The sequence below is a fragment of the Mucilaginibacter angelicae genome, from assembly GCF_042434235.1.
Classification (GTDB): domain Bacteria; phylum Bacteroidota; class Bacteroidia; order Sphingobacteriales; family Sphingobacteriaceae; genus Mucilaginibacter; species Mucilaginibacter angelicae.
The window spans coordinates 739,534-756,379 of the sequence record NZ_JBHLTS010000022.1 but is presented as its reverse complement, the minus strand read 5'-3'; the positions used below and the strand labels follow the sequence as shown (position 1 = coordinate 756,379).

The window sequence follows — 16,846 nt, the reverse complement described above, 5'->3', positions numbered from 1 at the left end:
TCAAAACTTAACCAATTAATAGATCATTTATGAGAAAATTTTTACTACTCAGGCATGGGGGATGTCCTCATGTGCAGTGGCCGCCCAGTAAGTGGGGCCCAAAAGTAACACTAATTGCTTTCTTCATCATGACCGCTTTCCTTTTTTCATTTAGTGCATCGGCGCAAAATAAAATTAAGGTTACAGGTACTGTTGTTGACACCACCGGCGAAGCACTTACCGGTGTGGCCATCAGGGTGCAGGGCACGCAGGGAGGCACAACAAGTGATGTTAAAGGTAATTTTACTATTAGTGTACCCAGTGCAAACAGTACGCTGGTGTTTACTTACATTGGTTTCATAAGCCAGGAGTTGCCTTTAAACGGCCAAACCACAATCCGGGTGCGTCTCCGTGCATCAAACGCTGCTTTGCAGGAAGTTGTAGTAACGGGTTACGGTACACAGAAAAAAGGATCACTAACGGGAGCTATTTCAACCGTTACCAGTAAAGACCTTGACCGTGTACATGCCGGTTCGACGGTAAGTACGGGTTTGGCGGGTAAAATTCCGGGTGTAACGTTCAGGATGTCTGAAGGCAGGCCGGGAGCAAGCGCCAGCATCCAGATCCGTAACATGGGTACACCTTTATATGTAATTGACGGAATCCAGCAGGATGAAGGCCAGTTTAATAACCTTGCCCCTAACGACGTGGAAAGTATCACCGTACTGAAGGACGCATCTGCCGCCATATATGGTGTGCGTGCGGCTAACGGTGTTGTGGTGGTAACTACCAAAAAAGGAGCCGGTGATGCACGCATTAATATTGATGCCTATACCGGTTACCAAAACTGGTACAGGTTCCCTAACGTGCTTACCAATTCGTATGATTATATGCGTTACCGTGCTGATGCAGAAGTGAATACCAATGGTTCAACCAGCATTACCCAGGCCGAGCTTGATAAATACAAAGCCGGTACCGAAAAAGGATACCAAAGCTTTAACTGGCGCGATTATGTTTTGAAAAGTAATAATAACGCTCCGCAGAACTCGGTTAACGCCAATTTTACCGGCGGTAACGACAAGGTTAACTATTATGTATCGGCAACTAACCTTTATCAAAACTCGCAGTTAGGTAAAGAGTATAAATTTAACCGTTCAAATATCCAGTCGAACGTTTCGGTTAAAGTTGCCAATGGTTTAAAAGTAAGCCTGGACATTAATGGCCGTATCGAAACGCGTGAAAACCCTGGTGTACCGGGTGGTGACGATTACTTCCTTGCCAAATTTGCCGTATTAAGGAATACGCCGCTTGAGCGTCCTTACGCCAATGATAACCCGGCATACCTTAATGATATAGGCCACACAGAATCAAATTATGCTTTCCTGAATGATAAGCTTTCGGGGGTTTATCATAGTGATTGGCGCGTATTACAAACCAACTTTGGCGCCGAATACCAGGTACCGGGTGTAAAAGGTTTAAATTTAAAAGGTTTGTATTCTTATTACATTGCCGATTATTTGCTGAATAACCAGGAGTATACTTACAATGCATATACCTACAGACCGGCAACTGATACTTATGATGTAACAGGAGGTAGTACAAATCCGTGGCGCGAGCGTGAGCAGCGTAAGGAGTTTGCAAAAACATACCAGTTCCAGATTAATTATAACAACTCGTTTGGCAAACATACTGTTGGTGCTACTTTCGTATCTGAACGTATTGAGCTTCAGCATTTACGTAACTGGATACATGCCTCGCCAATTTCAAATAACCTGCCCCTTATTTATTTCCCAACTGCCGATCAGTACCAGGATAGCGATAACAAGGAAGCGCGTATCGGTTACATTGGCCGTATTAACTACAACTACGATAATAAGTACTATTTAGAGGCTTCGGCCAGGCGCGATGCATCGTACCTTTTTGCACCTAATAAGCGTGTTGGTTACTTCCCCGGTGTATCTGTGGGCTGGCGCATTACGCAGGAAGGATTTATGAAGAAATTGCTGGGTAACAACAGTATCCTGAGCGATTTAAAATTCAGGGCTTCATATGGTGTGTTAGGGGATGACCGTGATCCTAATAATACAAGTAACCCAATTGTTACTCCTTACGCTTATTTACCGGGTTACAACTATAATACAGGTACCGCTATTATTGATGGTAATGCAGTTGTAACTTCAACCGATAAGGGTGTTGTTACTACAAACATATCCTGGTTAAAAAGTAAGATAACCGATGTAGGTGCCGATTTTAGCTTGTTTAACAGCAAATTATCAGGTACTGTCGATTATTTTTATCGTAAAAGAACAGGCCTCATCGGTACAAAAAATGATGTGATATTACCTATTGAAGTAGGTTATGGCCTGCCGCAGGAAAATACCAGCAGTGACTCACAGCAAGGTGCGGAAATTTCCCTTGCCTACAACAGTACTATTGGCAAGGTTAATTTTAATGTTGGTGGTAACTTTTCGTATTCGCGCCAAAAAAACCTGCAATCTTATAACCCATTGTTTTACAACTCGTGGGACCAATACCGTAACTCTACCGAAAACAGGTATTCTCATATCGACTGGGGTTACCAGGTTATCGGGCAGTTTACTTCCCAGGATCAGATCAATAATTACACCATTAACAACGATGGAAAAGGTAACCGCAGTTTAATTCCAGGGGACCTGATGTATAAGGATCAAAACGGTGATGGTAAAATTGACCAGTATGATGAGCGGCCTATAGGGTATGGTTACGGCACACAGCCTAACATTAACTTTGGCTTTACGTTTGGCGCAGCTTATAAAGGTTTTGATTTTCACGCCGATTTCTCGGGAGGTGCGGGTTATACCTGGTTCCAAAACTATGAGTCGCGCTGGGCGTTCCAGAACAACGGTAACTTAAACACCATTTTTGAAGACAGGTGGCACCGTCAGGATCCGTTTGATATAAACAGTGCCTGGGTACCGGGCAAATACCCGGCAAACAGGATAAACCCTGGCTTTGGCCATAGCGATTACTCGCTCAACGGGCAAAATAACTCCACCTTTTGGTTGCATAGCGTAAGGTACCTGCGTGCGCGTACGCTTGAGCTGGGCTATTCATTGCCTACTGAGTTGCTGAAAAAAGTGAAGATAAGAAAGGCGAGATTTTATGTTAACGCATACAACATGTTTTCATTTGATAACCTTAAACAATACTCGGTTGATCCTGAAACTACTGACGATAACGGACTGCAGTTCCCGCAGAGCAAGGTCCTCAACTTCGGTGTTAATTTAACCTTTTAATTACTCCTTAAGTTTAAATTTCAATGAAAAAGATATCAATACTAACAATGTTTGCACTCCTGATAGTAACGGGATCGTGCAGAAAAGACAGTTCCTTTTTAGATGTACCGCCCAAGCAGGTGATTACTGCCGATGTGGCGTTTTCAGACCCCGCACTGGTACTTTCTATTTTGGGAGATTTATATAACCGTACGGTCGATTTTTCGGGCCTTGATAATGGATGGGCTTCATTTGTTGATTTTAGCGAAGCCTTCCCTTCAGAAAACGGCAGTTCCTTTTTTGTACAAAGAACCGGCTGGGGCTACGGCGAATGGGGAACATGGGATTATAAGTATGTCCGCGACCTGAACTTGTTTATACAGCGTGCTACCGCCGCAACTAAACTTACCGATGCCGATAAAAACCAATTTATTGCCGAAGGCAGGTTTTTACGCGCTAACTATTATTTTGAAATGGTGAAACGTATGGGCGGTGTACCGCTTATTACCGAACCGTTGGAATATGATTTTTCGGGCAATGTGGCAATATTACAAAAGCCGCGTGCCAAAGAATCTGAGATCTATGATTTTGTTATAAGTGAAGCTGAAGCAATCAAAAACTTGCTGCCTCCAAAACCAGAAGAAAAATCAAGGGCTACCCCTGGCGCTATTTTAGCAATGGAAGCACGGGCGGCATTATATGCAGGTTCAATTGCTAAATATGGTGCTACTACACCACAGGTTACTTTACCTGGTGGCGAGGTAGGCATCCCGGCAAGCATGGCTAATGGATACTATACCAAAGCATTGGCCGCAGCACAGGCTATTATAACAGGCGCAGCAGGCAACTATTCGCTTTACAAACAATTGCCTGATCCAAGCGATAACTTTGCCAACCTTTTCCTTGATAAAAGCAGTTCTGAATCAATATTTGTGGAGGATTTTAAAGCAAACGGTGGTAAAACCCACGGCTTTACTACTAACGATCAGCCCTATTCCATATCAGACGAAGGTTTGGATGCCGGCCGTTTAGACCCTTCATTAAATTTAGTGGAAGCATTTGAAAAGCTGGATAATACCTACGCGCCAATGGCAACCAAAGATGGTTCAGGTAATCCTATTTATTACACCAACCAGTTGGATATTTTTGCTGACAGGGATGCAAGGCTTGCCGGTACCGTACTGTTGCCAAACGGTTTATTTAAAGGCAAACGTACCGATGTATGGGCAGGTTACCAGTTAGCCGATGGCAGTATCTTAACCAGCGGCGATGCTGTGCAGTTAAAACCCCTGCCTGGTACCAGCACACCGGTACAGGTTGTAGGTAAAGATGGCCCGGTAAATGGTTTAGAGTTTAGAACGCAAACCGGTTTTTATATCCGTAAATATCTCGACCCAACTGTGGGCTCTGGCCGTCGTGGCCGTGGTAGCGATGTTAACTTTATCCGCTACCGTTATGCCGAAGTATTGCTGAATGCTGCCGAAGCTGCTTTTGAATTAGGGCAAAATGCGGTAGCCGCAGGTTATATGAACCAGGTAAGGGCCCGTGCGGGTTTAACTATACCGTTAACCCCTGCCCAGATTACTTTTGACAGGATAGTTCACGAACGCCGTGTTGAGCTGGTATTTGAAGGTCATACCCTGTTTGATATGAAACGCTGGAGACTTGCAAACGTAGTATGGGATGGTAACCACATGACAGTTGCCGATCTGGTTAGCAATATTGGTAAGGCTACCAAACGCAACACGCAGCCTTACGGCTTATGGCCATATAAATATTACAATCCGGGTAATGCCAACAATGGTAAATGGCTCTTTAAAGAGGTATTGCCAAGCGCGGTAACAGGCGCAAACAGGTTTCAGTTAGGTAATTATTATTCACAAATAGGTGATGATGTATTAGCGGCAAACCCTAAAATTGTTAGGCAACCAAATCAATAGGTTTTAATAAATTAACATCATGAAAATAAGATTTCATCATATTATATTAGGTCTTTTACTTGCGGCCACAGGTTGTAAGAAAGATAATTACGCTGCGCCCTCGGCAACCCTCAACGGGCAGTTAACCTACAAGGGCTCGCCGGTTGGTGTTGAGTATAACCAGGTGCCTTTTAACTTATATCAGCCTGGCTTTGGTAAGTCAGCCCCCATTGTTGGTACATTTCAACAGGATGGCACGTATTCAACCTTGCTTTTTAACGGTAACTATAAGTTTACCATACCGCCAAATCAGGGCCCTTTTATGTGGAAGGAGCTTGGCCCCAACAAACGCGATACCCTTGCAGTTGTAGTTAACGGTAACCAAACCCTCAATATTGAGGTAACACCTTACTACATGGTGCGCGATGCCAAAATAACAGCTGCAGCAAAAGTTGTAACTGCCGTTTTCAATATCGAAAAGGTAATTACCGATGTTAATGCCAAAGATATTGACAGGGTGAGCTTGTATATTAACAAAACCCAGTTTGTATCGGGTGGCGATCAGATAGCAGGAACAGACCTTGCCGGTTCTGCCATCACCAGCTTAAACAATATCAGCATGAGTGTGAACATCCCTGGCATTTCGCCAACGCAAAATTATGTTTTTGCACGTGTTGGCATCAAGATTTCCGGTGTAGAGGATATGATCTTCTCGCCTGTGGTTAAGGTGACCTACTAAATAATTAAGCGGGCCCTGCTGCAAGGCAGGGCCCTTTTTATCCCCCTGAATAATTTTAATTGTTATAAATAATCCACCCGTTTAACTGATGAAGAAACTATCGCTTTGCCTGTCTCTTTTTATTACTACTTATCTATCTGCCAATGCACAGCAAGGCGAATGGCATTTGATAAAAGACAGGATCACCACCCCATGGGCCGAAAAGGTTGACCCTAAGGCGCCCCTCCCCGAATATCCCCGTCCGCAATTGGTACGCGGCAACTGGCAAAATTTAAACGGTTTATGGAACTATGCTATAGTGCCCAAAGCAGCAACCGGGCCTGCCAGATACGAAGGAAAGATCCTGGTGCCTTTTGCGGTTGAATCGGCACTGTCGGGAGTTGGTAAAACGGTTGGCAAGGATAGCATGTTATGGTACAAAACCACCATCAGCTTAAACAAAACATTAAACGGTAAAGATGTGCTACTGCATTTTGGTGCAGTTGACTGGCGTACCGAAGTATTTGTAAATGGTAAAAGCGCCGGGATCCACGAAGGCGGCTTTGATCCTTTTACATTTGATATTACCCCTTACTTAAAAGGCGGTTCAAAACAGGAAATTACCGTAAGCGTGTGGGACCCGACAGATGACGGTCCTCAGCCACGCGGTAAACAGGTTAAAAAGCCCGAGGGGATCTGGTACACACCGGTTACCGGTATCTGGCAAACTGTTTGGCTGGAAGGTGTAGCTAAAACGCACATCGAAGCCACCAGACAAACCCCCAACATTGACGATCACACACTTTCGGTTTCAGCCGAAGTTACCAATAGCCAGCCAGGCGATAAGCTGAAGATCAGTGCCTGGGATGGCAAAACCCTCGTATCCGAAAAAACAATTGATGCCGGCGAAACCGCCGTACTGGATATCAAGGATCAGCACTTATGGTCAACTACCGATCCGTTTTTATACGATCTGAAAGTTGCTGTTATCCGCAGTAACAAATCTATTGACGAAGTGGGCAGCTACTTCGCTATGCGTAAAATTTCGCTTGGTCCTGATGCTAACGGTATTCAGCGCATGCTGCTGAACAACAAATTCGTATTTCAATACGGCCCGCTTGATCAGGGCTGGTGGCCCGATGGCTTGTACACCCCGCCAACTTATGAGGCCATGAGCTTTGATATTGATAAGTTGAAGGCGATGGGCTTTAACATGATCCGCAAGCACATTAAGGTTGAGCCTGCCCGTTATTATGCTTATTGCGATAAAACAGGGATGCTGCTTTGGCAGGATATGCCAAGCGGCGATTTGGGCAACCATTGGGAAAACCGTCCCGGCGTGCTTGACCGCGCTACCGATCAGCAGCGCACGCCCGAATCAGAGGGTTACTACCGCAAAGAGTGGAACGCCATCATGAACTCATTGTACAATTACCCGTGCATTGTGGTTTGGACGCCATTCAACGAAGCCTGGGGACAGTTTAAAACTGTTGAAATTACCGAATGGACAATGAAAAAAGATCCGTCGCGACTGGTGAACAGCGCCAGCGGAGGCAATTTTTATGATACCGGTAACATTGTTGATCTGCACAATTACCCGCACCCGGCCATGCCGCGCCCCGAAATTTTCGGCAAGACCAAGGCGGTGGTTTTAGGCGAGTTTGGTGGTCTTGGCTGGCCCGTGGATGGCCATACCTGGCAAGCCAATAAAAACTGGGGCTACCAAAACTTTAAAAATGGTGACGACCTGTTTAAAAGATATTCAACCTTTACCGATAGGTTGGAAGAGCTGATTAAAGTTGGCCTTTCGGCGGCGGTATACACACAAACAACAGATGTGGAGGGAGAGGTGAACGGCTTCATGACCTATGACCGTAAAGTGATTAAAATGCCTGTTGAATTGTTACAAAAAGCCAACGCCAAACTATATAACCCGGCGTTAGTGAAATAATATCTTTACATATGACTATAAAAAACAGTATAAAACTGATACGCAGGGAGGCTTGTCTTTCTGTGGCGATGATATGTGCAGGCTTTGCAACTGTGAACGCCCAGGGCGTGAAAGCAACCACGGTTACAACAGTTGATAACAAAGGCGCAAATGCTTTTTATGTAAATAACCGTGCCCCGCTGCAAAGGCAATATTTTACCAAACTGCCTACAGGTAGCATTGAGGCCGGAGGCTGGTTAAAAAAAATGATGGAGCTGCAACGGGATGGCTTGACCGGTAACCTTGGCGAGATCAGTGTATGGCTTTCAAAAACTAACAATGCCTGGCTTAATAAAGAGGGTAAAGGCGAATACGGTTGGGAAGAGTTGCCTTACTGGCTAAAAGGTTATGCCGATATAGCCTATATGCTGAAGGATAAAAAGATGATGGCCGAAACCAAATTCTGGATAGATGCCGTGCTGAATAACCAGCGTGATAACGGTGATTTTGGCCCAGCGGTTGAGCATAACGGTAACCGCGATCTGTGGACTAACATGCCGATGCTCTGGTGCCTGCAATCGTACTATGAATACACTAAGGATCCGAGGGTAATCCCTTTCATGACCAAATATTTCAAATACGAGCTATCAGTACCCGATAGTAAGTTTTTGAAAGATTACTGGGAAAACAGCCGCGGCGGAGATAATATGCTGAGTGTTTACTGGTTGTACAACCGCACCGGTGATAAGTTTTTGCTTGACCTGGCTACCAAATTGGATAAAAACACTGCAGACTGGCGCCAGGCCAATAACTTGCCCAACTGGCACAATGTTAACGTGGCCCAGTGTTTCCGCGAGCCGGCAACATATTATCTGCAAAGCCATGATCAAAAAGATCTGGATGCAACCTACAACGACTTTAAGCTGATCCGTAATATTTACGGGCAGGTGCCAGGTGGTATGTTTGGTGCCGATGAAAACGCCCGCAAAGGTTATGATGGTCCGCGCCAGGCGGTTGAAACCTGCGGACTGGTTGAACAAATGACATCCGACCAAATGCTGCTTGGTAACACCGGCGACCGCTTCTGGGCCGAGAATTGCGAGGATGTTGCTTTCAATACTTTCCCGGCGGCCTTTATGCCCGATTACCGCGCACTGCGTTATTTAACTGCTCCAAACATGGTGGTAAGTGATGGCAAAAATCACCATCCGGGTATAGCTAACGAAGGGCCGTTTTTAATGATGAACCCTTTCGGCAGCCGTTGCTGCCAGCATAACCACGCAGCTGGCTGGGTATATTATGCCGAAAACAGCTGGATGGCCACACCTGATAATGGCATAGCTGCTTTGCTTTATACCGAAGGCAAGGTTAAGGCAAAAGTTGGTAATGGTACTGCGGTAAGTATTACCGAAACAAGTCATTACCCTTTCCAGGATCAGATCAATTTTACGGTCAACACGCCAAAAGCAGTTGACTTTCCGCTTTACCTGCGGATACCAGAGTGGTGTAAAGGCGCATCAGTAAAAATTAATGGTGTTGCTGTAAATATGAACACGTCGACAGGCAATTATATCCGTCTGGCTAAAAGCTGGAAAAACGGCGATAAAGTAACCCTGCAATTGCCAATGCAGTTGAAAGTACAGGAATGGGCAAAGAATAAGAACAGCGTGAGCGTTAGCTATGGTCCGCTTACTTATTCATTGAAAATTGAGGAGCAGTATACCAAGGGAGATAACCTGAAAGATGCCCAGGGCGATTCGCACTGGCAACCAGGCGCGGATCCTCAAAAATGGCCATCTTTTAACATCTACGCCGCATCACCATGGAACTATGGCTTGCTGATAGATGAGCAGCACCCTGAAAAATCAATAGAAATAGTTCACCGTGCATGGCCAAAGGATAATAATCCCTTTACCAATACCAATGCCCCGATAGAGCTGAAAGCAAAAGGCAAACAGATCCCAGGTTGGAAAATTGACGAAACTGGTTTATGCGGCGTGTTACCACAAAGCCCGGTAAAAACAGAAGAACCTGCCAAAACACTTACGCTGGTACCTATGGGCGGCGCAAGGTTAAGGATTTCGGCTTTCCCGGTTACCGAATAATGAACACGCCGATGGTAAAAGGAATAGTATGCGGTTTGCTGATGATGGCTGGTTTAACTGCCGTAGCCCAGGATGCTGCGGTTAAAAATCAGCCACCATCGCCGCTATACCGCGACCCGATTTATGATGGTGCCGCCGATCCGGTACTGGTTTACAACAAGGGCGAAAAGGAATGGACGATGTTATATACCCAGCGCCGGGCTAATGTACAATCGCCGGGAGTGGCTTTTTGTTATGGTACTGCTATTGGCGTTGCTACCTCAAAAGATCATGGACATACCTGGGCTTACCGGGGTGCGCTTAACCTGGAGCATGAGCGCGGGCAAAACACTTTTTGGGCTCCCGATGTGGTTTTTGATAAAGGCGTTTACCACATGTTTGTGGTGTATATCCGTGGAGTATACAGCCAATGGGGCGGTGACTCACACCTGGTACATTATACCAGTAAAAACCTATGGGACTGGAAATACGAAGGTCCGCTGAACTTGCCCGATCATAATATCATCGACCCAACCCTCATGAAATTGCCCGACGGTAAATGGCATATGTGGTATAAGGATCAAAAGCTGGGCAGCATTACCATGACCGCCGAAAGCAATGATCTTGTGAATTGGAAAGTAGCTGATAAGCCTGTCATTGAAGGCAGGGCGCACGAAGGCCCTAAGATATTTTGGTTTAAAGATTATTATTGGATGATAACCGATGAGTGGCAGGGCCAGCGGGTTTACCGTTCAAAGGATGCCAAAACGTGGGAACACCAGGGACTGGTACTGGATAAGCCCGGTCACCGGCCGGAGGATACGCCGACGGGGGCACATGCCGATGTGGTAGTGAGTGATGGACATGCTTACATTATTTATTTTACCCATCCAGGCCGTAAAAAGCATTTTGAAGATGGCGGGCTTGATACAGATGGTGATTACAGCTATTCAACCAAGCGTACATCCATCCATGCCGCCGAACTGGAATTTGACGGCGAAACGCTGGTATGTGACAGGGATAAGCCATTTGGTTTCTGGCTTGCTGATGTTCAATAAATATCAATATAAATAAAGAGAATATAATTGGTTATGCGGCAGATATTCATTTGGTTAATGGGTGTGTTTGCCCCGGTGATGGTTCTGGGGCAACACAATGCCGTTAAGGATAAAACCATTGTTTGGGATCAGGCTACTTTAAAAAAGGTAAGCTTGACAGATGGTAATTATGCCCGCATGATCCAGTTGAAGGATGGTAGCCTGCTTTGTGTTTATCAAAGCAGGGCTGGTATTATATGTACCACGAGTAATGATGCCGGCAAAACATGGTTGAAGCCGGAGGTTGTTACGGCCTCATTTAAAGGTATGGAAATGGCTGTGCCCGAGGTATTGGAGCTTAAAGATCATTCGCTTTTGTTATCATACAATCCGAGGCCCTATAAGATTAACGGCAGTTGGGATACCACCAAACACTTTGCCATCTGTACTAAAAAAAGCTACGATAAGGGCAAAACATGGACAGATGAACGCCTGATTTACGAAGCGCATTACAACTTTGATGATGGCTGCTGGGAGCCATCACAAATTCAACTGCCATCGGGCGAAATCCAGTTGTTCTTTTCAAACGAGGGTGTTTATACCAAATCAAACGAGCAGAATATTTCCATTTTCCGGTCAAAGGATAATGGTTTAAGCTGGACAAAGCAACCCGAGATAGTGTCCTTCAGGCCCGGTCACCGGGATGGTATGCCGGTACCCATCATCCTGAAAGGGAAAAGCGAGATCGTGTTTTCGATAGAGGATAATGCCGGTGCGAGTTTTAAGCCATCCACCATCCGTAACAGCATCGGCCAAAACTGGCAAAAAGCTGTTGGGCCTGATGATGCTGAACGCACCTACGCGCTTACACCAAAGCTCCCCGATACGGTTTATGCGGGCGCACCCTATTTAAGACAATTACACGGCGGCGAAACGATATTATCATACCAAAGCACGCTTAACCGTAACCACAATTGGGAGCAATCCTGTATGCAGGTAGCAATAGGCAATAGTGATGCTAAGGATTTTATAGGTGTACCAACGCCATTCAGCATCCCGCTTAACAAGCAGGGGCTTTGGAATTCGTTATGTGTGCTCGATGATGATACCATTATCGCACTTACATCAACTAATGCTTATGGGGATAAAACGGAGGTTTGGATGATAAAAGGGAGGGTGGTAAAGAAGAAATAAAAGAGGAGCGATTCTTCTTTTTAATAAAAAATTGTCTTTTCGATAGAGCAGTGGAGAGGCGAGCGTTGGGGCGAAAGAGAAATCTTATACACCACGCATGATAACTATGTACAGTTTAAAGCAGGGTGTATAAGATTTCTCCTTACTCCGCCACACATGCCCCGAGCTGATTCGTCGAAATGACAATTGGCTTTGGTGATTTATAAAACAGAATTAAACTATTAAATAAATATACATGCAAACAAAATTAAAAGTATTGGCCCTGGCTTTGGCGATGCCGTTGGGGATGAGGGTAATGGCGCAGCAGAAGGCACCGGCGCAGGTATGGTCGCAGCAAAAGGCAACAACGTGGTATGCGCAGCAGCAATGGCTGGTAGGTGCCGATTTTATCCCAAGCACCGCCATAAACCAGTTAGAAATGTGGCAGGCCGATACTTTCGATCCTAAAACAATTGACAGGGAGTTAGGGTATGCACAGGGGATCGGCATGAATGTAATGCGCGTGTTCCTCCATCATTTAGCCTGGGAACAAGATCCTGAAGGTTTTAAAAAACGCATGGATGAGTACTTAACCATTTCAAGCAAACACGGCGTTAAAACCATGTTTGTGTTTTTTGACGATTGCTGGAACAAAGAACCAAAAACAGGTAAACAACCGGCCCCAAAACCGGGCATCCATAATTCAGGCTGGATGCAGGACCCGGGTCAGCCGGCGTCTGATAATGCGGCAAACTCTCCGGTGCTTGAAAAATATGTAAAGGATGTATTAAAACGTTTCGCCAATGACAAACGCATTTTGCTTTGGGATTTGTACAACGAACCAGGCAACTCAGGCAAAGGCAACAAAACTTTGCCGCTGCTTAAAAGCGTTTTCAAATGGGCAAGGCAGGTAAACCCAAGCCAACCGGTTAGTGCCGGAATCTGGTCTTGGGGATTGGAAGATCTGAATAAATTTCAGGCTGCTAATTCGGATGTTGTTACCTATCATGATTACTCGCCGGTTGATGACCATTTAAAAACAGTACAGTTTTTGAAAATGATCGGTCGCCCGCTAATTTGTACCGAGTATATGGCCCGTCCACGAAATAGCTTATTCAGCACTGTTTTGCCAATGCTTAAAAAAGAAAATGTAGGTGCAATAAACTGGGGTTTTGTAAGCGGTAAAACCAATACCATTTACGCCTGGGATACCCCGATACCTGATGGCAGCGAACCTAAATTATGGTTTCATGATATTTTCCGCAAGGATGGTACCGCTTATAAAACGGAAGAAACTGAGCTGATCAAAAAATTGACCGGAAGGTAGTGGATGTGCAGATATGCAGATTTCAGATGTGCAGATGATTTTGCAAAAAGTGAATAATAAAAACGTCATTGCGAGGTACGAAGCAATCGCGAACTATACAGGGCAGACCTGCTAATCGGGGGTTGCTTTGTACCTCGCAATGACGTTTTTGTTTAAGTTTAAACCAATTATACCTGTGAAAAAAACATTGATCTACCTGATGTTGGGCCTGGTCAGCACGCTAAGTGCCTGCAGCAGTCATGCACAGCAGGCGGCGCCTGTCAAACAAACGGCACCTTATAACGGGCTCATTCACGTTGTGCTCGACAGGGATTTTCCTGATCCAACCGTAATCAGTTACGGGGGGAAATATTACGCCTATGCAACGCAATCACCCGGCGGCGATGGCCGGATGATCAATATCCAGGTGGCCTGGTCAACCGATCATGAACATTGGGTTCATGCCGGCGATGCCCTGCCGCAAAAACCTTCCTGGGCTTCCAATACCCAAAACTTTTGGGCGCCTGATGTATTCTTTGATGCCAAACTCAAAAAGTTTGTGATGCTTTTCTCTGCCGATCCTAATGAATTAACCGGTAAATGGATGGGTGTGGCCTATGCCGATAACCCGCTTGGGCCGTTTACCGATAGGGGCACGCCATTGATGAAAGGGCCAAGTTTTCAATGTATCGATCCCAAAGCGTTTGTTGATCCTAAAAGCGGTAAACATTTTCTTTACTGGGGATCGGATTTTCAACCATTGAGGGTACGGGAGATGAAAGACGACTGGTCGGATTTTGCCGATGGCTCTACAGCTGCGGCGGTTGTTTTTCCCGGTAAGGATAAAAGCTACAGCAGTCTTGTTGAAGGCTCATGGCTCGACTATGATAATGGCACTTATTACCTTTATTATTCTGGCGACAATTGCTGCGGTGCCGGGGCTAACTATGCTGTGATGATTGCTAAGGCCAGCAATCCGCTTGGTCCGTTTGTAAGATTGGGGGAGAGTAATCAAACGCTGAATAGTGCTATCCTGATTAAAGATGCCGTTTATACAGCACCCGGCCATAATTCTATTTTTACTGATGAAAAGGGGAACAAATTCATAGCCTATCATGCCATCGAAATAGCCCATAAGGAAAAAGGCAGGGTAATGTGTATCAGCTCCATTCAATACGAAAATGGCTGGCCGGTTGTAACTAAATAAAGGAGCGCAATGATTTACCAGATCAAATACCTTGTATTTTACGGATTGATAGCATTTGCTTGTAAAGCCGATGCACAGGTTATAAGCGATAAAAACTTTAAACCGGCAGCCGGGGTAAGCCTAAATACAAATACCACGAATGTAACAGTAACCTGGCCGGCAGGGGATAACCGCAATGGCAGGCTCGTTTTAAATTTGAAGGATAGTGAGCCGCTCTTCAGTAGCGTGCAAGTAGGCAAAGGGGAGATATATCAAAAGGTAATTGAAAACGTCGACCCGCAGTTTATCCTTACCGAAGGTAAGCGCGATCTGATCTCCCAAAATGGCTGGAACATCTTTTTTGATAAAGTACCGCTGAAACCTCACCACTCGTACAAGATCGATTTTCATAAAAAGACCATTAGTGTTAATAATAAAGGCTCACGCACTATAATTACTATACCAGGATTGGAAGCCCCCAATTTTAAAGGCGACCTGGAGATCACGCTTTATAATGGGCAACCTTTATTTAACGTGGCAGCAGTGATCTCAACCCAAATGGATTCAACCGCTATTTTGTATGATGCCGGTTTGGTTGCAAAAAGTCGGCCGGTTAAAGCAATCAATTACAGCGATGTTTATGAACACCTGCAAACAGATGAGATCAGCAAGCCTGACACTGCTAAAAACCTTGCTGTAAAATACCGTACCATTATCGGCACAAATGATAAAGCGGGCATTGCTATATTCCCCGCACCGCACCAGTATTTTTACCCTTTGGATGAAGCCTTTAACCTCAAATTTGTATGGTATGGCGATAATTACTGCAACCTGCTTCCGGGTTATGGCATGGGTATCAGGCAGGAACTGCAGGGCGATAAGCGTTATGTCCCCTGGTTTAATGCGCCCCCCGGAACCAAACAACGCCTCAATTTCTTCTGTCTGCTGGGTACCGATGGAGCAGGGGCTTTACTGGATAAGGTGAAGCAATTTACCCATGATGACAGTTACAAACCACTGCCCGGCTATAAAACCATGGCGAGCCATTTTCATAACGAGTTTATCATGAGCGTTGTATTGGCTGGTAAACCTGTGCCTGATAGTCCCTCGTTTGTGAAGGTGCTGAAAAGGCAGGGTATCAATATTGTTCATTTGGCTGAGTTTCATTACACCGCCCATCCCAAAGGGCCGGATGAGCAACGCCTTAAAGAATTGAAAGCGCTGTTCGACCAGTGTAGCCGTTTATCGGACAGCAATTTTTTACTGTTACCGGGCGAGGAACCTAACGAGTTTTTCGGCGGGCACTGGCTGGCGTTTTTTCCGAAGCCTGTTTATTGGATCATGTCGCGCAAAGCGGGTACGCCATTTGAAAGTACAGATGCCGAGCATGATAAGATTTATCATATTGGTGATAAAGCTGATATGCTGAACCTGCTCAAAGCCGAAAAAGGGTTAGCCTGGACGGCGCATGCTCGTACCAAGGGCTCTACCGGTTTTCCGGATGCTTATAAGAAAGAAGATTTTTACCTGTCGGATAGGTTTTTAGGTGCTGCCTGGAAAGCGATGCCTGCCGATTTATCCCAGCCCCGTTTAGGCAAGCGTGTGCTTGACCTGATGGATGATATGAATAACTGGGGCCTGAAAAAGAAGGTGCTTTCTGAAGCCGATCTGTTCAGCATTGAACCTGAAAATGAAATATACGCCCACCTTAATGTAAACTACCTGAAACTTGCCAAACAGCCGCAATATAAAAACGGCTGGCAGCCGGTACTTGATGTACTGGAGCAGGGCAAATTCTTTTCCACCACCGGCGAGGTTTTGATAGCAGATTTCACCGTAAACGGTCATTCTTCCGGCGAAACCATCGCCATGCCTGCCAATGGCAAATGCACCGTGAGTTTTAAAACCAGCTGGACATTCCCGCTCAATTTTGCTGAAATCATATCAGGGGATGGGAAGAAGGTTTACCGTGAGCAGATTGATCTCACCTCAACGCAAGCCTTCGGCACAAAAACATTCAACAAGGTGTTGAACCTGAAAGGCCGCAAATGGGTACGTTTGGAAGTTTGGGATGCTGCTGTGGATGGTGCTTTTACACAAACTGTTTGGTTTAGGTAAAGAATCAAATACAATATGTCATTGCGAGCGTAGCGTGGCAATCTCGTAGCCAATGCATAGCCGATTTGCATAGCTACGTGATTGCTTCGTCGTTCCCCCTTACAGCAATGACATAACTTTATACTTAATTGTTTTTGTAACA

At 45.4% G+C, this 16,846-nt stretch carries 10 protein-coding genes; all 10 read left to right on the top strand.

From position 1 onward, the window contains the following. Positions 1-29 precede the first annotated feature (29 nt). The 10 genes from ACFFGT_RS15275 to ACFFGT_RS15230 all read left to right on the top strand — a co-directional run bounded on the left by ACFFGT_RS15275 (position 30) and on the right by ACFFGT_RS15230 (position 16,704). Positions 30-3,254 (top strand): SusC/RagA family TonB-linked outer membrane protein, encoded by a 3,225-nt coding sequence (locus ACFFGT_RS15275; RefSeq protein ID WP_377023399.1) that lies wholly within the window; start codon positions 30-32, stop codon positions 3,252-3,254. A gap of 23 nt (positions 3,255-3,277) precedes the next feature. Then, complete coding sequence (locus ACFFGT_RS15270; RefSeq protein WP_377023398.1) at positions 3,278-5,173, top strand: RagB/SusD family nutrient uptake outer membrane protein; 1,896 nt, start codon at positions 3,278-3,280, stop codon at positions 5,171-5,173. A gap of 19 nt (positions 5,174-5,192) precedes the next feature. Continuing rightward, entirely contained in the window at positions 5,193-5,891 is a 699-nt protein-coding gene (locus ACFFGT_RS15265) for a DUF3823 domain-containing protein (RefSeq protein WP_377023397.1), read from the top strand. An 88-nt stretch (positions 5,892-5,979) separates the two neighbouring features. Beyond that, positions 5,980-7,821, top strand: coding sequence for a glycoside hydrolase family 2 protein (locus ACFFGT_RS15260; protein ID WP_377023396.1), 1,842 nt, complete (start codon positions 5,980-5,982; stop codon positions 7,819-7,821). 11 nt (positions 7,822-7,832) lie between these two features. Continuing rightward, a complete protein-coding gene (locus ACFFGT_RS15255) occupies positions 7,833-9,905 on the top strand; it encodes a beta-L-arabinofuranosidase domain-containing protein (RefSeq protein ID WP_377023395.1) in 2,073 nt (690 codons plus the stop codon). A gap of 11 nt (positions 9,906-9,916) precedes the next feature. Further along, positions 9,917-10,942, top strand: coding sequence for a glycoside hydrolase family protein (locus tag ACFFGT_RS15250; protein WP_377023394.1), 1,026 nt, complete (start codon positions 9,917-9,919; stop codon positions 10,940-10,942). Positions 10,943-10,975: 33 nt separating this feature from the next. Then, on the top strand, positions 10,976-12,115 hold the full coding sequence (locus tag ACFFGT_RS15245; RefSeq protein ID WP_377023393.1) for a sialidase family protein: 1,140 nt from the start codon (positions 10,976-10,978) through the stop codon (positions 12,113-12,115). Positions 12,116-12,350: 235 nt separating this feature from the next. Then, positions 12,351-13,421, top strand: a complete 1,071-nt coding sequence (locus ACFFGT_RS15240; RefSeq protein ID WP_377023392.1) for a cellulase family glycosylhydrolase — start codon at positions 12,351-12,353, stop codon at positions 13,419-13,421. Positions 13,422-13,596: 175 nt separating this feature from the next. Then, positions 13,597-14,607 (top strand): glycoside hydrolase family 43 protein, encoded by a 1,011-nt coding sequence (locus ACFFGT_RS15235; protein ID WP_377023391.1) that lies wholly within the window; start codon positions 13,597-13,599, stop codon positions 14,605-14,607. Positions 14,608-14,616: 9 nt separating this feature from the next. Continuing rightward, positions 14,617-16,704, top strand: a complete 2,088-nt coding sequence (locus ACFFGT_RS15230; RefSeq protein ID WP_377023390.1) for a CehA/McbA family metallohydrolase domain-containing protein — start codon at positions 14,617-14,619, stop codon at positions 16,702-16,704. Positions 16,705-16,846 lie beyond the last annotated feature (142 nt).